We start from the raw sequence: 21,570 nt of genomic DNA, 5'->3' as shown, positions 1-21,570 counted from the left end.
TTATCGTCCCGGACCGTCCCATTCCATCCGGCGGCAAGTCCAACCAAATGTTGACTTTCCGGCCCTGCCCCCGAAAGTGCCGGAAACCCAAAAACCGACCGAACAGAACAGGCACCATGAATCCCGTCAAAGCACTCGAAAACCATGGCCAGGCGGTCTGGCTGGACTTCCTCGCCCGCGGCTTCGTCGCCAACGGCGATCTCAAGGCGCTGATCGATACCGACGGCGTCAAGGGCGTGACGTCGAACCCCTCGATCTTCGAAAAGGCGATCGGCAGTTCGGACGAGTATGACGGCGCGATCGGTCACGCCCTGAAGGCGGGCGACCGCCCCGTCGCCGACCTGTTCGAGGCGCTCGCCATCGAAGACATCCAGAACGCCGCCGACGTGCTGCGCCCGGCGTACGACCGCTTGAACGGCGACGACGGTTTCGTCAGCCTCGAGGTCTCGCCCTATCTGGCGATGGATACCAAGGGGACCATTGCGGAAGCCGAACGGCTCTGGAAGGACGTCAAGCGGCAGAACCTGATGGTGAAGGTGCCGGCCACGCCGGAAGGCCTGCCCGCGATCGAACATCTGATCGGCGAAGGCATCAGTATCAACATCACGCTGTTATTCTCGCAGGAGGTCTATCGCGAGGTGGCGGAGGCCTATATCGCGGGCCTCGAAAAATACGTCGCCAAGGGCGGCGATCCCGCGCCTGTCGCCAGCGTCGCGTCTTTCTTCGTCAGCCGCATCGATACCGCGGTCGACAAGCAGCTCGACGACAAGATCGCAAAAGCCAATGATCCCAGCGAGAAGGAGCGGCTGAGCGCGCTGAAAGGCAAGGTCGCGATCGCCAGCGCCAAGCTTGCCTATCAGGACTACAAGCGGCTGTTTGCAGGCCCCCGCTGGGAGAAGCTCGCGGCCAAGGGCGCCAAGCCGCAGCGTTTGCTGTGGGCGTCCACCGGCACCAAGAACAAGGACTACAGCGATGTGCTGTATGTCGAGGAACTGATCGGCCCCAACACCGTCAACACCGTGCCGCCGGCAACGCTCGATGCATTCCGCGACCATGGCAAGCTGCGCGACAGCCTCGAGGAGAATATCGAGGACGCAAGGCGCGTGCTGGAAGAGCTCGAAAAGTCCGGCATCTCGCTCGACGCGATCACCGCGGAGCTGGTCAGGGACGGCGTCAAGCTGTTTGCGGATGCCGCCGACAAGCTCTATGGCGCGGTGGCGAACAAGCGTGCCGCTTCGCTCGGCGGCGGCATCGACCGCCAGCAGCTCGCGCTCGGCGATGGCATCAGGAAGGCCGTGGAGAAGAGCACCGAGGACTGGCGTGCATCGGCTACAATCCGCCGCCTCTGGCAGAAGGACAAATCGGTCTGGACCGATGACGACGAGAACAAATGGCTGGGCTGGCTGAACAGCCCAGCGGCCGCCGACGTCGCCGATTACGAGGATTTTGCCCGCCGCGTGAAGGGGCAGAATTTCAGCGACGCCGTGGTGCTCGGCATGGGCGGCTCGAGCCTTGGGCCGGAGGTGCTGGCGGAAACGTTTGCCAAAAAATCCGGCTTCCCGAAGCTGCATGTACTGGATTCGACCGATCCCGCGCAGGTGCGCGCGATGGAGGATACGGTCGATCTCGCCCACACGCTGTTCATTGTCTCCAGCAAATCGGGCGGCACCACCGAACCGAACGTGATGAAGGATTATTTCTTCGATCGTGTCTCCAAGACCATCGGCAAGGACAAGGCCGGGCACCGCTTCATCGCCGTCACCGACCCCGGTTCGTCGCTGGAGAAGGTCGCGATCAAGCAGGGCTTTGCCCGCATCTTCCACGGCGATCCTGCGATCGGCGGCCGCTATTCCGTGCTGTCGCCGTTCGGGCTGGTGCCGGCGGCTGCCGCCGGTATCGACGTTCGCAGCCTGATCACGCACGCGCTTGCGATGGTGCGCTCCTGCGGCGCCGACGTGCCGCCGCATGAAAACCCCGGCGTGCAGCTCGGGCTGGCGATGGGTCTGGCGGGCCTCGAAGGCCGCGACAAGGTGACGATCACCTCGTCGGAGAAGGTCGCCGATTTCGGCGCCTGGGCCGAACAACTGATCGCCGAGTCCACCGGCAAGGACGGCAAGGGTCTGATCCCGATCGACGGCGAGCCGCTCGGCGGTCCCGCGCTTTACGGCAGCGACCGCTTCTTCATCGATATCCGCACCGAAGGCGAAGACGACGCCTCGCATGATGACCGGCTCAAAGCGCTCGAGGCGGCCGGACATCCCGTGGTCCGCATCGTGATGAAGTCGATCGACCACATCGGCCAGGAATTTTTCCGGTTTGAGATGGCTACTGCCGTGGCGGGCGCGATCCTCGGCATCAATCCGTTCAACCAGCCCGACGTGGAAGCCGCCAAGATCAAGACCCGCGAATTGACCGGCGCGTTCGAGAAGACCGGCTCGCTGCCTGCGGAGAAGCCGGTGATTTCGACCGACGAGGCCGATCTCTACACCGACGCGCATAACGCTGCCGAGCTGCGCAAGGCCGGCGCGGACGGCACGCTCGGCTCGTGGATAAGAGCGCATCTTTCGCGATCGGAGAGCGGCAACTATGTCGCCCTACTCGCCTATATCGCGCGAGACCCCGGCACGATCGGCTCGCTGCAGAAGATGCGGCTCGCGGTGCGCGACACCCGTCACGTCGCAACCTGCGCTGAATTCGGCCCGCGCTTCCTGCACTCCACCGGACAGGCCTACAAGGGCGGCCCCGACAGCGGCGTGTTCCTGCAGATCACGGCCGATGATGCCGAGGATTTGCCGGTGCCCGGACAGAAGGCGAGTTTCGGCATCATCAAGGCGGCGCAGGCGCGCGGTGATTTCGACGTGCTCACCGAACGTGGGCGGCGCGCGCTGCGCGTCCATCTCAAGGGCGACCTCGGATCTGGATTGTCCGCACTCGATGCCGCGATTGCGGAAGCGCTCAGCTAGGAAAGTCAGGCTATGCAACTCGGCATGATCGGGCTCGGCCGGATGGGCGGCAATATCGTCCGCCGGCTGATGAAGAGCAGCCACACCGCCGTGGTCTACGACAAGGATGCGAAGGCGGTGGCCGCGCTCGCAGCGGAAGGCGCAACCGGCGCCAACACGCTGGAAGATTTCGTGGCGAAACTGGAGAAGCCGCGCACCGCCTGGGTGATGCTGCCGGCAGGCAAGATCACCGAGGCGACCATCGAGGCATTGGCAAAGCTGATGCAGCCCGGCGACGTCATCATCGATGGCGGCAATACGTTCTGGCAGGACGACGTCCGCCGCGGCGCGGCGCTGAAGGCAAAGGGCCTGCATTATCTCGACGTCGGCACCAGCGGCGGCGTCTGGGGTATCGAGCGCGGCTATTGCATGATGATCGGCGGCGACAAGGCGGTGGTGGACCGGCTCGATCCGATCTTCAAGACATTGGCGCCCGGGATCGGCGACATCCCGCGCACGCCGGGGCGTGAGGGCCGCGACCCGCGTATCGAGCAGGGCTACATCCACGCCGGCCCGTCCGGCGCCGGACACTTCGTCAAGATGATCCATAACGGCATCGAATACGGCCTGATGCAGGCCTATGCCGAGGGCTTTGACATCCTGAGGAACGCCAATATCGAGGCGCTACCGCCGGAACATCGCTTCGACATGAACATCGCCGATATAGCCGAGGTATGGCGGCGCGGCAGCGTGATCCCGTCCTGGCTGCTCGATCTCACCGCGTCCGCACTGGCGGAAAGCCAGACGCTGGATAACTACTCCGGCTTTGTGGAAGATTCCGGCGAAGGCCGCTGGACCGTGAATGCCGCGATTGACGAGGCCGTGCCGGCGGAAGTGCTGACGGCGGCACTCTATGCGCGCTTCCGTTCGCGCAAGGATCACACCTTTGCGGAAAAGATCCTGTCCGCGATGCGGGCAGGTTTCGGCGGCCACAAGGAGCCGCCGAAAAAACCTGGCACGAAGGCCTGAGCAACCATGGCGGTCGGTCAGATAGCGCAGAAGAAGCCCGATCCCTGCTCCTTCGTCATTTTCGGCGTGACCGGCGACCTCGCGCACCGGCTGGTGGTGCCGGCTCTCTACAACCTCGCTGCCAGCGATCTACTGCCGGACAGGTTCTGCCTGGTCGGCGTCGCCCGCAAGGGCATGACGAGCGACCGGCTGCGCGACAGCCTGATGAAAGGGTTGCGCCAGTTCGCGACCCGAACGGTGGACGACGCCATCGCGCAACGCCTGCTGGGCTGCCTTACCTGCATCGAGGCCGACCCGAGAGATCCGGCTTCGTTCGATGCGATGAGCAAGCAGCTTGGCGAACTGGAGGCCGCGCGAAACACCGGCGGCAACCGGCTGTTCTATCTGGCGACCCCGCCGAATGCGTTCCTGCCGATCAGCCGCGAGCTCGGCCGCACCGGCATGCTGGCCGAGAACGGCGCGTGGCGGCGGCTGGTGGTGGAAAAACCGTTCGGCACCGATCTCGCGTCCGCAAGGGCGCTGAACGGCGAACTGCTCAAACTCGTCGATGAGCACGAGATCTACCGGATCGATCACTATCTCGGCAAGGAGACGGTGCAGAACATCCTGGTGCTGCGCTTCGCCAACGGCATGTTCGAGCCGATCTGGAACCGCAACCACATCGATCATGTCCAGATCACCGTCGACGAGCAGCTCGGCGTCGGTCATCGCGGCAGCTTCTACGACCAGACCGGCGCGCTGCGCGACATGGTTCCGAACCATCTGTTTCAGCTGCTCTCGCTGGTCGCCATGGAGCCGCCGATTCGCTTCGACGCGCATTCGGTGCGCGCGGAAAAGGCCGACGTGCTCGCCGCGATCCAGCCGCAGAGCGAGGCCGAGGCATTGCGCAATTCGGTGCGCGGCCAGTATCTGGCCGGCCGGATCGGAGATAGCGAGATCGCCGACTATCGCAACATCGAAGACGTCGCACCCGGCAGCACCACTGAAACCTATGCGGCACTGAAGCTGGTCATCGACAATTGGCGCTGGGCCGGCGTTCCCTTTTACTTGCGCACCGGCAAGGCGCTCGGCGTCAAGCGCACTGAAGTTGCGATCAAGTTCAAGCAGGCGCCGTTCGCGATGTTCAACTGCACGCCGGTGGAAAGCCTGGCGCAGAATTACCTCGTGATCGGCGTTGCGCCGAACGAAGGTATCGCGCTGCACTTCAACACCAAGGTGCCCGGCCCCTCGATCCTGATCGACGGTGTCGAGATGAAGTTTCGCTACAAGGACTATTTCAAGGCGGAACCCTCGACCGGCTACGAGACGTTGATCTATGACTGCATGATCGGCGACAACATCCTGTTCCAGCGCGCCGACAGCGTCGAAGCCGGCTGGAAGGCGGTGCAGCCGTTCCTAGATGCCTGGAGGAAGGCGGGAGCCGACGGATTGAAGACCTACAAGGCTGGCAGCGAAGGGCCGGAGGAAGCGAACGAACTGTTGAAGCGCGACGGCCGAAGCTGGCGAAAGCTCGGGTGAACAATGGTCGCGAACGACAACCGCCACGTGATCACGGTCGCCGATCGGGCAGCGATGGCGGCGACCGCCGCCGAACACGTGCTGGCCAGAACCGCCGCCAACAGCGGCCGCGTCGCGATCTGCCTGACCGGCGGATCGAGCCCGAAGCGGCTCTATCAATTGCTTGCGACCGAGGCCTATCGAAGCCGGATCCCGTGGCAGCGCGTGCACTGGTTCATCGGCGACGAACGCTTCGTGCCGGCGGATGACCCGCTTAACAACATGGGCATGGCGCGCGCGATTTTTCTGGATAGTTGCGCGCCGGCGGCAAACATCCATCCGATTCCGACCGCGACCGCCGATCCGGCCGATCCCGACCGGGGCGCCGCGCTTTACGAAAAGGAACTGCAGTCGTTTTACGGGGCGGACACGCTCGATCAAGGCCATCCCCTGTTCGATCTCGTGCTGATGGGCGTCGGCCCCGACGGTCATACCGCCTCGCTGTTTCCCGGCGATCCCGCGCTCGACGAAACCGCGCGCTGGGTCGTCGGCATACCGCGGGCGAATGTCGAGCCGTTCGTGCCGCGCGTTACCCTCACGCTGCCGGCCCTCGCCTCCTGCCGCGAAATGCTGTTCGAGGTTGCAGGCGCGGATAAGCGTGCGATCTTGACGCGCCTCTTCGCCGCCGAGAACCTGCCCGCCAACCGCGCGCGATCCACCGGCGAGACGGTCTGGCTGGTGGACCGAGCCGCGATTCCGGAGAATTTTGGTGGGCAGTAATACTCCTTGTGCGTTGGTGGTGATGGGCGTTTCCGGCTCGGGCAAGAGCACCATCGCCGATCATCTCGCTGGACGACTCGGCTGGCGCTACGAGGATGGTGACAGGTTTCACCCGGCAGGCAACGTCGCGAAGATGAGCGCCGGCTATCCGCTGACGGACGAGGACCGCTGGCCGTGGCTGCAGGCGATTGCCGACGAGATCGACCGCCTCTCGGCCGCTGGCGAGCGCGCCGTCATCGCCTGCTCGGCGCTGAAGCGCGCCTATCGCGACGTTCTCGTGCACGGCCGCGACGATGTCCGCATCGTCTTTCTCGACGGAACGCAGGATCTGATCGCCGCCCGGCTTGCCGCGCGCAAGGGGCACTTCATGCCGCCGGGCCTGCTCGCCAGCCAGTTCAAGACGCTGGAGCGGCCGGGAGCGGACGAACGGCCGATCATTGTATCGATCGATGCGCCGGTCGAGCGAATCGTGGATGACATCGTTACTCAATTGAACCTGGTTCCCCAATGACCCGTATCGCGCTTGTTGTTTCCGACGTCGACGGCACCCTGTTGACGAAGGACAAAGTTCTGACCGATGGCGCAAAGGCAGCCGTGCGCGGGCTGCATGCGGCCGGCATCGGCTTCACCATCGTCTCCAGCCGGCCGACCATCGGCATGAGTTTTCTGATCGAGCCGCTTGCGATCACGCTTACCGTCGGCGCCTTCAACGGCAGTTCGATCGTCGATGCCGGACTCAAGCCGGTCGAGCAGCATTTGATCCCCCCTGCCGTCACGCAGCGCAGCCTCGACGTGCTCAATGCGTTCGGCGTCGATATCTGGCTGTTCACCAATGAGCGCTGGTACGCGCGCAATCCCGACGGCGAATACGTCTCGCACGAAAAACGCGCGATCAAGGCTGATCCGACCATCATTCCGGATTTCACGCCGCATCTCGGAGAAGCCTGCAAGATCGTCGGCGCCAGTCCGGACGCGGCGCTGCTGCAGCGTTGCGAGCTGGCGATGCGGGAAGCCGTCGGGGCGGAGGCGACCGCGGTCCGCTCGCAGACCTATTATCTCGACGTCACGCCGCCCGGTCGCGACAAGGGCACCTTCGTGGAAGCGATGGCTAGGCGGCTCGGCATTCCGACCGCGGCGGTGGCGACGATCGGCGACATGGAGAATGATCTTCCGATGTTTGCCAGGAGCGGCGTTTCGTTTGCGATGGGCAATGCGGCGGACGGCATCAAGCAGCACGCGACGCATGTGACCGACAGCAACGAACGCGACGGGTTTGCCGCTGCGATCGATGTGATCCTGAAGAACTGACGACGCCGCGAACGTCGGTCGTCTCCTCTGCCGAATGGCGGCGGCAAGTCGATGACCGCTGGCTTTTCAGTGTCTGTGAGACCGTTCACAGCACGAATTATCGCACTGCGGTATCGGGCTTTCATGAACTCGAAACACGCATCCCGCGCATCTTCCCAGATTCCGGGCACCTGGAATTGTGTCACCGCCATATTATGGCCTTTTCCCGAATTGGAAATATAGAAGCGGGCTTGGACCATCTTCACGAATGCGTGGAAGGCCAATTTATCAAGCGTCTGTGGAGGTTTTCTCAAAGTCTTTGCCCGCCGAAATATGCTTTTGAAATCGCTATTGCGAACAGGAACTTATGGGTCGTTTCGTAGCCGGACGCCCAAATTTATTTGGAGTAGAGTACAATGGCCGTTACCGCCACTTTCACCCCTGCCGCCGGCCTCCTCTCGGAATTTGGCGACACCCTCGACAATTCGATCGTTACCGGCCGCGACGCGGCCGGGAATATCCTGATCAATGGCGGCGCTGTCGCAATTGCGGGCGGCACGCCGACCGTCGTCAATACCAGTCTCATTCAGGTATTCGGACAGAACGGCAACGACACCGTCAGCCTCGATGAAAGCAATGGCGCGCTTCCGAGCGCCGATTTGTTCGGAGGCGCCGGCAACGATACGCTCACCGGTGGTTCGGGTGCCGATCAACTTTTTGGCCAGGCAGACAATGACACGCTTTTCGGCAAAGGCGGCTCCGATCTCCTGTTTGGTGGCGATGGAAACGACACGCTGACCGGCGGCGATGGCGACGACCAGGTGTTCGGCGAGGCCGGCAATGACCTGATGATCTGGAATCCGGGCGACGACACCGACCTGTTCGAGGGCGGTGACGACGTCGACACAGCTCAGGTCAATGCCGGCAACGGCTCCGAGACATTCACCATCGTTGCTAATGGCACGCGCGTCCGGTTTGATCGGGTCAGCCCCGCGCCGTTCAGCCTCGACATCGGCACCACGGAGAACCTGGTCGTCAACGCCAATGGCGGCGACGACACGATCACGGCGGGCAATGGCCTCGCCGCCCTCATCACGCTCACGCTCGATGGCGGCGCCGGTAACGACACCATCACCGGCGGCGATGGCGCCGACACGATAATCGGCGGCACCGGCAACGACATCGTGATCGGCGGGCGCGGCAACGATATCGCGTTGCTCGGCGACGACGATGATACCTTCATCTGGAATCCCGGCGACGGCAACGACACGGTCGAGGGTCAGGGCGGCACTGACACGCTGGTCTTCAACGGCGCCAATATCAACGAGAGTATCAATATCTCCGCCAACGGTTCGCGCGTGCGATTTACCCGTGATGTCGCCAACATCACCATGGATCTCAACGGCGTGGAAAACATCAATTTCCACGCGTTGGGCGGCGCCGATACCATCGCCGTCAACGATCTGACCGGCACCGACGTCAAAAAGGTCGCGATCGACCTGCAGGCCAGCGGCGGCGGCGGCGACGGCAGTGCCGACACAGTGATCGTCAACGGCACCGGCAACGCCGATCAGATCACGGTTTCCTTGAGCGGTTCGACCGTCCTGGTGGACGGTCTGCCGGCACAGACATCGATTATCGGCCAGGAAGCGGCGAACGATACGCTGCTGATCAATGGGCTCGGCGGCGCCGACAACATCAACGCTTCGGCCCTCCCCGCAGGTCAAATCAAGCTCACTATCGACGCCGGCGACGGCGATGACACCGTCATCGGTAGCCAGGGCGCCGATCTCATCAACGGCGGCGATGGCAACGATACCGTCACCGGCGGCCGCGGTGATGATGTCGCGCTGCTTGGCGCCAATGACGACACTTTTATCTGGAATCCCGGCGACGGCAGCGACACGGTCGAGGGCCAGAGCGGCACTGACACGCTGGTTTTCAATGGCGCCAACATCGCCGAGAATATCGACATTGCCGCCAATGGCGGTCGCGTCCGGCTGTCCCGGGACGTCGCCAACATCGTGATGGACCTCAACGACGTCGAGAAAATTCAGCTCAAGGTGCTCGGCGGCGCGGACCACATCGTCGTCAACGATCTCAGCGGCACCGACGTCCAGCAGGTCGCGATCGATCTTTCCGCGAGCGGCGGCGGTGGCGATGGCGCGGCCGATACCGTGACTGTCGAGGGCACCACTGCTACCGATCACGTCACGATCAGCCAGAGCGGCCAGAATATCGTGGTCGACGGCCTCGCCGCCCAAGTCACAATCGGCGGCCAGGACGCGAGCGACGCGCTTGTCATCAACGGCCTTGCCGGCGCCGACGTGATCGATGCTTCCGCTCTGGCGGCTGGCCAAATCGCACTTGCCATCAATGGCGGCGACGGCGCCGATGTCATTCTCGGCAGCGCGGGCAACGATACCGTCAATGGCGGGCGCGACAACGACGTGGCCTTTCTTGGCGGCGGCGACGACAGCTTTATCTGGAACCCCGGCGACGGCAGCGACATCGTCGAGGGCCAGGGCGGTTTCGATACGCTGGCGTTCAACGGCGCCAACATCGGCGAGCAAATCAATATCTCGGCCAACGGCTCGCACGCGCGGTTTATCCGCGACGTCGCCGCCATCAGCATGGATCTCGGCGGCACCGAGAAGATCGCGTTCCGCGCTCTGGGAGGCGCCGACACCATCACCGTCAACGACCTCACCGGCACCGGCGTCCAGCAGGTCGCGATCGACCTTTCTGCATCCGCAGGCGGCGGCGACGGCAGCGCCGACACCGTGATCGTCAACGCCGGCGGCAACGCCGATCACATCACCCTGACCCAGAGCGGCCAAAACATCCTGGTCAACGGCTTGGCGGCGCAGGTGTCGATCAGCGGCCAGGAAGCGGCAAACGACACCGTGCGGATCAATGGCCTGGGCGGCGCCGACGTGATCGACGTATCGAGTCTCGCCGCGGGCCAGATCCGTCTTGCGATCGACGGCGGCGCCAACGATGACGTGATCACGGGCAGCCACGGCGACGATCTGCTCAGCGGCGGTACCGGCGATGATCGGTTCATCTGGCGGGCGGGCAGCGCGGCCGATACCCTCACCGATTTCACCGCGGGCGCGGGTACGCCCGACAGGATCGACGTGCGGGCGTTTGCGGGCGCGGGCATCCATGGCATCAGCGACGTGCTCGCGCACGCGACCCAGGTCGGGGCGGATACCGTCATCGATTTCGGCGGCGGCGATACGATCACTCTGACGAACGTGACGAAGGCCGATCTTTCCGCAGATGATTTCATCTTTGGGGTGCCGGCCGTGGTGGCGGTCACGACCTCGGGTGCCGGCATTACCGCCGGCTCCGGCGATTTGAATGCCGGCCATGTCGTGACGTTCACCGTCACCTTCGACGGGAATGTCAGCGTCAGCGGCGGTACGCCGACGCTGATACTCAATGACGGCGGCGTAGCAACCCTGACCGGCGGCAGCGGCAGCACCGCTTTGACGTTCCAATATACCGTGGCGAACGGCCAGAATACCGCCGACCTCGCCATCACCGGCGTGGACCTGCATGGTGCCACGCTTCACGATGCCTCAGGCAACAATGCCGATCTCTCCGGCGTCGTCGTCAATCCGGCGGGCATACTGCAGATCGACACGATCGCGCCGCACCTCAATAATATTGCCGCCTCGCCCGGCAGCGGCGTAGCACTCCCCGGCTCGGTTGTTCATTTCACGCTCAACTTCGACGAAGCGGTTCATGTGACAGGCGGCACGCCGACGCTTACGCTGAACGACGGCGCGTCGGCGGTCTATAATGCGGCAGCCACGGCGCTGCTTGGTGACCCGTCGAAACTGGTGTTCGATTATACCGTCGCGACCGGCGACGCGACGGAGGCTCTGGCGATCACAGGCTTCAACGCGCAAGGCGCCGTTGTCGACGATTTCGCCGGCAATCACGCCAACCTCGCAAACGTCTCCGCGACCTTCGGCCTTATCGTCTTCCCATTTCTGGGCTCCGACCGATTCGGCCTGCTGGCCAGCAGTCCCAACATCCCGGCACCTGGGCTTCATCCGGATTCATCGCCCACGGGACCCGGCCTGAACGAGCTGTTCTCCGGATTGCTGGAAGGGTCTCCCCATTTCCCGGTTGCCGAGCAGCACACCATTTCCGATTTCCATCTGGTGTGAATTCGGCAAGCGCGAGCCGGTGTCCGGCCGCCGTCTCCTCCCATGAAGGCAGGTTCACCCCAGCCCGGGCCTGCCGCGGCGAAGACGGATGCCGGCTCGCGCGACTTCGCCTGGCGTGCCGTGACTCGTAGCCCGGATGAGCGCAGCGATATCCGGGGGTGCTGCGCGAGTGGCCCCGGATGTCGCTGCGCTCATCCGGGCTTCCAAGAGAGCAAGACGACGGCCGCTACTTCGATCGCTGCATCGCCGGCTTCTCGGTCGACTTCTTCGCCGCGCAGAGATTATGCGCGGTGTTGATCAGCGCGATGTGCGTCAGCGCTTGCGGGAAATTGCCGGTCTGGCGGCAGGCGGTCGTATCATACTCCTCGGCCAGCAGGCCGAGATCGTTGGCGATCGCGACAACGCGGGTAAACAGCTCTTGCGCGTGATCGAACTCGCCCGCCAGCACATAAGCGTCGGCAAGCCAGAGCGTGCAGGCGAGGAACGCGCCTTCGGCCGGTTGCTTCTCCGCTTCGCGGGGATCATGCCGCAGCACGAAACCGTCGCGCATCAGATGCCGTTCGACCGCGACCAGCGTGCCGCGGACGCGCGGATCCTCCGGCGGCAAAAAGCCTACTGAAGGCAGCAACAGGATGCTGGCATCGAGCATCTTCGAGCCATAGGACTCGACGAAGGCGTTCAACTCCGGATCGAAGCCCTTTGCGCAGACGTCGAGATGAATGGCGTCGCGCAGCGCGCGCCACTTCTCGAGCGGCGCCTTGAAGCCGAACGTCTCGGCGCTCTTGATGCCGCGGTCGAACGCGACCCAGGTCATCACCTTCGAAGAGACATAATGCCTGCCCGCGCCGCGGCGCTCCCAGATGCCGTGATCCGGCTGGTCCCATCGTTCGGCAAGGTGCTGCAGTACGGCGCATTCCAGCGCCCAACTGGTTTCATCCAGTCCGAGCTTGGCGGTGCGCCACTGGTGAAAGGCGTCGATCAATTCGCCATAGACGTCGAGCTGCAGTTGCGCGTGCGCGGCGTTGCCGACCCGCACCGGCCTTGCGCCTTCGTAACCGGGCAGCCATGTGGCCTCCCATTCCAGCAGGCGGCGCTGGCCCATGATGCCGTACATGATCTGCATGTTGGCGGGAGAACCCGCCGCCGCCCGCAACAGCCAGTGGTGCCAGGCCGAGGCTTCCTCCGTGTAGCCCGAATTCATCAGCGCCAGCAGCGTGAAGGTGGCGTCGCGCAGCCAGCAGAATCGATAATCCCAGTTGCGTGCGCCTCCGAGCTTTTCCGGCAGCGAGGTCGTGGGCGCGGCGACGATGCCGCCGGTCGGGGCGTAGGTCTGCGCCTTCAGCGTGATCAGCGAGCGCATCACGAGGTCGCGGTATTCGCCCTGGTAGGAGCAACGGCTGCACCATTCGGTCCAGAACGCTTCGGCGTCCTTCAACGCATAGGCAGGATCGATCGGCTTGGGCACGGGCAGATGCGAGGGGCCGTAGGTGAACACGAAGGGAACGGTGTCGCCCTCACCTACTTCAAAATCGGCGACCGTCGTCAGGTCCTCGCCACGGGTTTCCACCGGCGTGCGCAACACCGTCATGTCCTGCCCGCAGATCGCAAGCAGCGCCGAGCCGTCCTCGCTCTTCTTGACCCAGGGAATATCGATGCCGAAGCCGAAGCGGATCACCAGTTGCATGTGCATCCTGACCCTGCCGCGAACGCCGCGCACCAGCCGCACCACGTCGGAGGCGTTGCCGCGCGGCGGCATGAAATCGATCAGATCGACCGCGCCGTCAGCCGTCTCGAACCGAGTCTCCAGAATCAGGGTGTCATCCCGATAGCGACGCGAGGTGCCGGTAATCTCCCCCGCCGGTGCGATCAGCCAGCGGCCGTGCTTCTCGGTGCCGAGAAGTGCTGCAAAGCAGGCGTCGGAATCGAAGGCCGGCCAGCACAGCCAGTCGATCGATCCGTTCCGGCCGACCAGCGCGGCGGTTTCGCAATCGCCGATCAGCCCATAATCTTCGATACGGCACGGCAAGGTGCTTCACCGCTACATCGGGATGGCATTTCGTCGAACTGTCATCCCGCTGTACCTCCATCCATGATCTCCGCGCAAACGCGTTCCGCGTTTGTCGCGAGGGAAAACCGGCAACCACTTTTCCGGATCACGCTGCATCAGATCGCGGCGCGCGACCGCTCATGGGTTGCCGCCTTGAGCGCGGCGACGTCGACCGTGGAAGTCATTTCCTCGATCGGCACCGGAAGCCGCTGTCGCCAGTTCGGATGCTCGTTGACGGTGCCGGGGATGTTGGGCTGGTCCATCACCCCGAGCAGGTCCTCCAGCGAGATCGCGAGCAGCCGCGACTTGGTGCGCGCCAGAAAATTCGCCACCGAATAGAGATCGTTGCGGTCGATGGTGTGATGGCGCAGCACGTCGTCCAGCATCGCCAGCGCATGCCAGCGCGCATCGTCGCTCTCCCCGGGATCGATGCCGAGCGAGCGCTTCAGCTTGAGATCGCCGAACGAGCGCCAGCCGGCATAGGTCGAGAGATCGTGGGTGTTGAAGGTAACGAGCGCATTGGTCAGGTAGTGGTCGATATGACGGAACGAGCCGGCATCGTCGCGCTCGAACATCATCACGAGATACGACCAGATGCCCCAATCGGCGATCTGGTCGCGAAAACCTTCCGGCACGGTGCCGAGGTCTTCGCCGATCACGACGCAGCGGTTCGCAACGCTTTCCTGCGCAGTCACCGCCAGCAGCGCCTCGAACGGCATCTGGACGTAGACGCCGTCGCGCGCGCTGAAGCCTTGCGGCACCAGATAGAGCCGCTTCAGCCCGAGCACATGGTCAAGCCGGATGGCGCCGGCGTGGCGCATCGAGGCGCGCAGCATGTCGCGGTACGGCGCAAAGGACTCAAGCTCGAGCCCAACGGCATTGAAGCCGGCGAGGCCCCAGGTCTGGCCGGCGGTGTTGAGCGGATCGGGCGGCGCGCCGACGCCGAGATGGCGGGATATCGCAACCTGCTCGTTCCAGGCATCGAAGCCGTCGGCCTGCACGCCGACCGCGACGTCGAGATAGAGCCCGACCTTCATGCCGAGCTGCTTTGCCAGATCGGCCGCGGCCCCCAACTGCCGGTCGGCGGTCCATTGCACGAATTCGACGAACTCGATTTCGTCGGCGTGCTCGCCCTGGCGCAACGCGGCGCATCTGGCGTCGTCCGGCTGCCGCCATTCCTGCGGCCATTCCCACCACGGCTTGCCGAATTTATGCCGGAGCACCTCGAAGCAGGCAAAGTGCGACAGCAAGGTGCCGCGCTCGGCGCGGAATTTGTCAAAATCCTGTTGGCGGCCCGGCTTGGCGCTGGCCTTGAAAGCAGCAAAGGCCTTGCGCAGCGCCCGCCACTTCAGACCGGCGACCCCGAAATAATCGACGACATCGCCTGCCCGCAACGGCGCCAGCGCCTCGCGGGTTTCGGAATCGGGCTGAAATTCGGAGACCTTTTCGACGTCGATATAGAGCGCGTTGAGAAACAGCCGGCTATTCGGCGAATAGGGGCTGCAATCGCCCGGACGATCGTCGAACAGGGCATGCAGCGGATTGAGGCCGATGCCGTCGGCGCCGAGATGATCGGCGAATTCGATCAGGCTGGCGAGGTCGGTGAAGTCGCCCATACCCCAGTTGCGCGCGGAGCGGACACCGTAAAGCTGGACCGCGAGCAGCCAGCAACGGTCGAACTCGCCACCAAACGCCCGTTCCGGCGCCGAAATCAGCGGCACGTCCTCGGCGGTCGTGGCGTCGCTCACCTGAAGCCGGTAGATGCCGAGCGGCAGCTCCCTGGGCCAGTCGATGGCGTGATCGGAGCTCTCGCCCTTGGCGATAAGCCCTGAGTCCGCAACGATTTTCCACTCCACCGGAAGCCCGGCTGTAGCCGGGAGCTCGGTTCGCGACGGCCGCCCGGACCGGACCACTACGGGGCGGCCGACCAGCGGTCCCGGGGCCTGCGGCGGCAAGGCATCCAGAATGATTTTGAGCGCGGCGGCGTCCGTCACACGGCGGTGACCCTGGCCGTCCAGGAACTCGGTCTGGATTCCCTGGGCTTTGGCTTGAGCAAAAAGGTCCATTCGGCACGTACTTTGCACGCAAACATCAAACCGATGTCGCGAAATTGTCTAATTACAGGAAGGAGATAGACGGTGTCTAACGCCGCGGCCCACCAACGGTTCCAGGGGAACCAAAGCGAGCCGAGCGGCTTTCTATCCCAGTTCGGAACGTCTCCCTTTCTGAAAACGAAACGGGGACGTCATTTCCATGGCAATGGCATCACCGTGAACAAAAAAGCGCAAACCGCCGAGAGCTCCAACGCCGGCGTCTCCCTTCCTATCGATGGTGCCTATCCGCTGAATCCGGATGGCAGCCTTGTCATCGAAGCAAAGGGGGTGCCATCCACTGAGGCCGTCGCCGACGAGCTCTGGTACAAGGATGCGATCATCTATCAGCTCCACGTCAAGGCCTTCGCCGACAGCAACAATGACGGCATCGGCGATTTTGCCGGGCTGACCGAGAAACTGGGGTATCTGCAGGATCTCGGCGTCACCACGCTGTGGCTGTTGCCATTCTATCCCTCCCCCGGCCGCGACGACGGCTACGACATCGCCGACTATGGCGACATCAATCCCGATTTCGGGACGATGAAGGATTTCCGCCGCTTCATCCAGGAAGCCAAGAAGCGCGGATTGCGGGTCATCACCGAGCTCGTCATCAACCACACCTCCGACCAGCACGACTGGTTCAAGCGCGCCCGCCGCTCGGACCCGAATTCAAGCGCCCGCAACTGGTATGTCTGGAGCGATACCGACCAGAAATACCAGGGCACGCGGATCATCTTCACCGATACCGAGAAATCGAACTGGACCTGGGACCCGGAAGCCGGCCAGTTCTACTGGCACCGCTTCTTCTCGCACCAGCCCGACCTCAATTTCGACAATCCACGCGTGGTGAGCGCGCTGGTGCAGGTGATGAAGCGCTGGCTCGACACTGGCGTAGACGGTTTCCGCCTCGACGCCATTCCCTACCTTTGCGAACGCGACGGCACCAACAACGAGAACCTGCCCGAGACGCATGCGATCATCAAAGGGCTGCGTCGCGAGCTCGACAATTACGCCAAAGGCAAGGTGCTGCTGGCCGAGGCCAATCAATGGCCGGAGGACGTGCAGGAATATTTCGGCCGCGGCGACGAATGCCACATGGCCTATCACTTCCCGCTGATGCCGCGCATCTACATGGCGATCGCGCAGGAAGACCGCTTCCCCATCACCGACATCCTGCGCCAGACGCCCGACATTCCGAACAGCTGCCAGTGGGCGCTGTTCCTGCGCAACCACGACGAACTGACGCTGGAAATGGTCACCGACGTGGAGCGCGATTATTTGTGGTCGACCTACGCCAACGATCCCCGCGCCCGCATCAATGTCGGCATCCGCCGCCGCCTGGCGCCTTTGATGGACAATGACCGGCGCAAGATCGAATTGATGAACTCGCTGCTGTTCTCGTTCCCGGGCACGCCGATCATCTATTACGGCGACGAGATCGGCATGGGCGACAACATCTACCTCGGCGACCGCAACGGCGTCCGCACGCCGATGCAGTGGACGCCGGATCGCAATGGCGGCTTCTCCCGCGCCGACCCGGCAAGACTTTACGCGCCGACCATCATGGACCCCGTCTACGGCTATGAAGCGGTCAATGTCGAGGCGCAGTCGCGCAGCCTGTCCTCGCTGCTCTCGGCCACCAAGCGGCTGATCGCGGTCCGCAAATCCACGCTCGCCTTCGGCCGCGGCACCATGACGTTCATCCGCCCGGAGAACCGCTCGGTGCTGTGCTATGTGCGCCAGTACCGGGACGAGGTCATCCTGTGCGTCGCCAATCTGTCGCGATCGGCGCAGGCGACCGAACTCGATCTTTCCGCCTTCAAGGACCGCATTCCGCTGGAAATGCTCGGACGAACCCGCTTCCCGGCGATCGGCGAACTGCCCTACATGATCACGCTGGCGCCTTACGGCTTCTACTGGTTCGAACTGCAGGAGCGCGACAAATCGGCGCCGGTGGTGCAGCGGGCCGTGCCCGAGTTCGAAACGCTGGTGGTGCCGCTGAACGCGACATGGGTGTCGCTGGCGCGCGAGCGCGGCGTATTCGAGCGCGACGTGCTTCCGGGACATCTGGCGCGCAGCCGCTGGTATCCGGAACGATCGCCCAAGGCGATCCGGCCGACCCTGACGTCGGCCATTCCGTTCTGCGACATCGGCGACAATCGGCCATGGCTCGCCTTTTTCGAAACGACTCAACGCGGCGTCAGCACGCGCTACGTGCTGCCGATGCAGATCGAATGGGTCCGCTTCGACCGCGAGCGCTACAACCCGCATGCGCTGGCCGCCGTTCGGCAAGGCGCCCGCGAAGGCACCCTGCTCGACGTCGCCACCGACCAGATCTTCATTGCGCTGTTGTTGCGCAATCTGCAGCAATCGCTGACGGTCGACGAGAGCGAACAGGGCTTGCGGCTCGAATTCCGGCCAACCAGCCGCTTCAGCGACAAGCCGATCCGGCAGCCCGAGCATATCCGCATCGTCGAGTCCGACCAGCCCCGCAGCACCGCCCTGGTGGATAACGACCATGTCGTCAAGATCTACCGGACGCTTCAGCCCGGCCCCAATCCCGAGATCGAGATGGGGCGCTTCCTCACCGATATCGCCAACTTTGCCAACACACCGGCGCTGCTCGGCAGCGTCGAGCTGGTCGAGGGCAACGAGAAGAGCGCGGTCGGTGTCGTTCACGCCTTCGTCGCCAATCAAGGCGACCTCTGGACCGTGAGTGCGGCCTATCTCGATCGCTTCGTCGAGGAGCAGCGCCTGCTGGCGGCGAGCATCCACCCCGGCGAGCGCGAGGAAGAGATCCCCTACCTGCGTTACATGGCGCAGGCCGGGCGGCGCGTGGCCGAACTGCATGTTGCGCTCGCCGGCAACAGCGAGCTTGCCGAATTCGCGCCGGAGCCCGCCGGCCGCGACGACGTGCAGCGCTGGATCGACGATCTGATGCTGTGCGCCGGCCGCGTTTTCGATGCGCTCCGGCAGCGGCGGGAGACGCTGAAGGAAGCCGACCGCCCGCTGGCCGACCAGGTGCTGGCGTTGCAGCCGGCCCTGCCGGATTTGCTGGAAACGCTGCTGCTGCGCGAGGCCGACGCCGCCAACATCCGCTGCCATGGCGATCTCGATCTCAGCCAGTTGCTGATCGTCAAGGACGATATCTTCATCGTCGACTTCGAAGGCGCGCCGCGGCGCAGTATCGCCGAACGCCGGCGCAAGGCACCCGCGGCGCGCGACATGGCCAGCCTGGTCCGATCGATCGATTATTCGGCAACCGCAGCCCTTGAGCGCGCGCTCAAAGTAGCCCACGATGAGCATGGCAAGCTCGGCGCGGCGCTTGGCGAATGGCGTGACCGGGCGACCGCCGCATTTCTCGCCGCCTACCACGAGGCCATGACCGATCAGCGGTTGTGGCCCGCCGATCCGAATGCGGCAGACGGCTTGCTGACCTTCTTCCTGCTCGAGAAGGCCTTGAACGAAATCGAACACGAATTGTCATTCCGGCCGGAATGGCTGCGCGTGCCGCTGACCGGAATCATCAGAATGCTGTCGCAACCGTCCTTCGAGGCTTCATGACCAAGCTACCCGCCGAGGCCTATGCCATCATCGAAGGCAAGCATTCCGATCCGTTTCGTTATCTCGGCTTGCACAGCGAAGACGGCCACAGCGTGGTGCGTGCTTTCATCCCCGAAGCTTCCAATGTGGAAGCGATCGGTGAACAAGGCGAGACGGCGCAGCTGCAACGGATTCACGATGCCGGGTTGTTTGCAGGCGCGCTGCCGAACGGCTCCAAACGCTACCAGCTCCGTGCCCGCTTCGGCGAGAACGTCGTCGATCTCGACGACCCCTATCGCTTCCCGCCGGTGCTCAGCGACTTCGATCTCTATCTGCTGGGCGAAGGCACCCACCGGCGGATCTACGACAAGCTCGGCGCGCATCCGATGACGCTGGACGGCGTCGACGGCGTCGCCTTCGTGGTGCTGGCGCCGAACGCCAAGGCCGTCAGCGTGGTCGGCGATTTCAACTTCTGGAATGCGCGGCGGCATCCGATGCGGGTGCGCGGCGTCGGCTATTGGGAATTGTTCGTGCCGCATGCCCGCGCCGGCGACCGCTACAAATTCGACATCACCGGCCCCGACGGCCGGCATCTGCCGCTGAAATCCGATCCGGTGGCCTTTGCCGCAGAGATCCGGCCCTCAACGGCCTCGATCGTCGTCGACGAAAGCAGAATCCCGCATCCGCGCCCCGCGCCATCGGGCATCAACGCGCTGGGCGCGCCGATCTCGATCTACGAGGTGCATCTCGGCTCGTGGCGGCGCAAGAACGGCAATGAATGGCTGAGCTATCGCGAGCTCGCCGAACAGCTGCCGGCCTATGCGAAGGACATGGGCTTTACCCATATCGAGTTGCTGCCCGTCAGCGAGCATCCATTCGACGGATCATGGGGCTATCAGCCGACCGGCCTGTACGCGCCGACCAGCCGGTTCGGCACGCCGGAAGATTTTTCCGCGCTCGTCGATGCCTGCCATCGCGAGGGGATCGGCGTATGGCTCGATTGGGTGCCCGGACATTTTCCCGACGACCCGCATGGGCTCGGCTATTTCGACGGCACCGCGCTCTACGAGCACGCCAATCCCCTGCAGGGCCGTCACCTCGACTGGGGCACGCTGATCTATAATTACGGCCGCACCGAAGTGGTCAACTTCCTGGTCTCCAACGCGCTGTTCTGGTTCGATCGCTACGGCGTCGACGGCCTGCGCGTCGATGCCGTCGCCTCGATGCTCTATCTCGACTACAGCCGGCCCGCCGGCGAGTGGATTCCGAACCGGCATGGCGGCCGGGAAAACCTCGAAGCCATCGAGTTCCTGCGCCGCTTCAACATCGAACTGTTCGGGCATTTTCCGGAGGCCACTACGGCCGCGGAAGAATCCACCGCATGGCCGCAGGTCTCGCAACCGGTCGAATATGGCGGGCTCGGCTTCGGCTTCAAATGGAACATGGGCTGGATGCACGACACGCTGAAATATATCGGCAAGGATCCGGTGTACCGGAAGCACCATCACGGCGACGTCCTGTTCGGCCTGCATTACGCATTTTCGGAGAATTTCATTCTGCCGCTGTCGCATGACGAAGTCGTGCACGGCAAACGCTCGATCCTCGGCCGCATGCCGGGCGACGAATGGCAGCGGTTTGCAAACCTGCGCGCCTATTACAGTTTCATGTTCGGCCATCCCGGCAAGAAGCTTTTGTTCATGGGCTGCGAATTCGGCCAGGAGCGCGAGTGGAATCACGATCAGTCGCTTGACTGGCACCTGCTGGGGCAACATCGGCATGCCGGCATCCAGAATCTGATCCGCGATCTCAACCGGCTCTATCGCAACGTGCCGGCGCTGCACGAGATGGACTGCAACCAGGCGGGATTTGAGTGGGTCATCACCCATGATTCCGGCAACAACGTCTTTGCCTGGCTGCGCAAGGGTTTCGACGCGCACGCGCGCTGTCTCGTGGTCGTGAACTTCTCGCCGAATGTCTATCGCAATTACCGCGTCCGGGTGCCGTTCGCCGGCAAGTGGAAGGAAGCGCTCAATTCCGACTCCGACCATTATGGCGGCAGCAATGTCGGCAATGTCGGCGAAGTCCGCACCCTGGAAGGCAGCATCCCCGAGCTCAGCCTGACCATCCCGCCGCTGGCCGCGATCTTTCTCGTACCGGAAAGCTGACGC

General features: G+C 63.7%; 11 protein-coding genes. 9 read left to right on the top strand and 2 right to left on the bottom strand.

Going from position 1 to position 21,570, the window contains the following annotated elements; all coding sequences use genetic code 11:
- Positions 1 to 116: 116 nt before the first annotated feature.
- The 7 genes from JQ624_RS20590 (at position 117) to JQ624_RS20560 (ending at position 11,719) form a co-directional block, all read left to right on the top strand.
- Complete coding sequence (locus JQ624_RS20590; RefSeq protein WP_212420736.1) at positions 117 to 2,963, top strand: bifunctional transaldolase/phosoglucose isomerase; 2,847 nt, start codon at positions 117 to 119, stop codon at positions 2,961 to 2,963.
- 12 nt (positions 2,964 to 2,975) lie between these two features.
- Positions 2,976 to 3,971 carry a phosphogluconate dehydrogenase (NAD(+)-dependent, decarboxylating) gene (gnd, locus tag JQ624_RS20585; RefSeq protein ID WP_212420735.1) on the top strand — a complete coding sequence of 332 codons (996 nt, stop codon included), beginning with the start codon at positions 2,976 to 2,978 and terminating at the stop codon, positions 3,969 to 3,971.
- 6 nt (positions 3,972 to 3,977) lie between these two features.
- The gene (gene zwf, locus JQ624_RS20580) at positions 3,978 to 5,489 is read left to right on the top strand and encodes a glucose-6-phosphate dehydrogenase (RefSeq protein ID WP_212420734.1); all 1,512 of its coding nucleotides are present in this window, start codon (positions 3,978 to 3,980) and stop codon (positions 5,487 to 5,489) included.
- A gap of 3 nt (positions 5,490 to 5,492) precedes the next feature.
- The gene (pgl, locus tag JQ624_RS20575) at positions 5,493 to 6,248 is read left to right on the top strand and encodes a 6-phosphogluconolactonase (protein ID WP_212420733.1); all 756 of its coding nucleotides are present in this window, start codon (positions 5,493 to 5,495) and stop codon (positions 6,246 to 6,248) included.
- A gap of 22 nt (positions 6,249 to 6,270) precedes the next feature.
- On the top strand, positions 6,271 to 6,759 hold the full coding sequence (locus JQ624_RS20570; RefSeq protein ID WP_212420752.1) for a gluconokinase: 489 nt from the start codon (positions 6,271 to 6,273) through the stop codon (positions 6,757 to 6,759).
- Positions 6,756 to 7,556, top strand: coding sequence for a Cof-type HAD-IIB family hydrolase (locus JQ624_RS20565; protein ID WP_212420732.1), 801 nt, complete (start codon positions 6,756 to 6,758; stop codon positions 7,554 to 7,556). The genes JQ624_RS20570 and JQ624_RS20565 overlap by 4 nt, the downstream gene beginning before the upstream one ends.
- A gap of 395 nt (positions 7,557 to 7,951) precedes the next feature.
- Entirely contained in the window at positions 7,952 to 11,719 is a 3,768-nt protein-coding gene (locus tag JQ624_RS20560; protein WP_212420731.1) for an S-layer family protein, read from the top strand.
- 226 nt (positions 11,720 to 11,945) lie between these two features.
- On the opposite strand, the gene JQ624_RS20555 is transcribed toward JQ624_RS20560, so the two are convergent.
- Positions 11,946 to 13,745, bottom strand: coding sequence for a glycoside hydrolase family 15 protein (locus JQ624_RS20555; protein WP_212420730.1), 1,800 nt, complete (start codon positions 13,743 to 13,745; stop codon positions 11,946 to 11,948).
- 137 nt (positions 13,746 to 13,882) lie between these two features.
- Positions 13,883 to 15,832, bottom strand: a complete 1,950-nt coding sequence (gene malQ / locus JQ624_RS20550; RefSeq protein ID WP_212420729.1) for a 4-alpha-glucanotransferase — start codon at positions 15,830 to 15,832, stop codon at positions 13,883 to 13,885.
- 300 nt (positions 15,833 to 16,132) lie between these two features.
- Between malQ and treS the strand changes: the two genes are divergently transcribed.
- On the top strand, positions 16,133 to 19,423 hold the full coding sequence (treS, locus tag JQ624_RS20545; RefSeq protein WP_212420751.1) for a maltose alpha-D-glucosyltransferase: 3,291 nt from the start codon (positions 16,133 to 16,135) through the stop codon (positions 19,421 to 19,423).
- On the top strand, positions 19,420 to 21,567 hold the full coding sequence (gene glgB, locus JQ624_RS20540; RefSeq protein WP_212420728.1) for a 1,4-alpha-glucan branching protein GlgB: 2,148 nt from the start codon (positions 19,420 to 19,422) through the stop codon (positions 21,565 to 21,567). Before treS ends, glgB begins: the two co-directional genes overlap by 4 nt.
- Positions 21,568 to 21,570 lie beyond the last annotated feature (3 nt).

This window comes from Bradyrhizobium sp. AUGA SZCCT0283, assembly GCF_018130385.1.
Taxonomy (GTDB): Bacteria; Pseudomonadota; Alphaproteobacteria; order Rhizobiales; family Xanthobacteraceae; genus Bradyrhizobium.
Note: the sequence above shows the minus strand (reverse complement) of the source record. Positions and strands in the feature narration are given on the sequence as shown.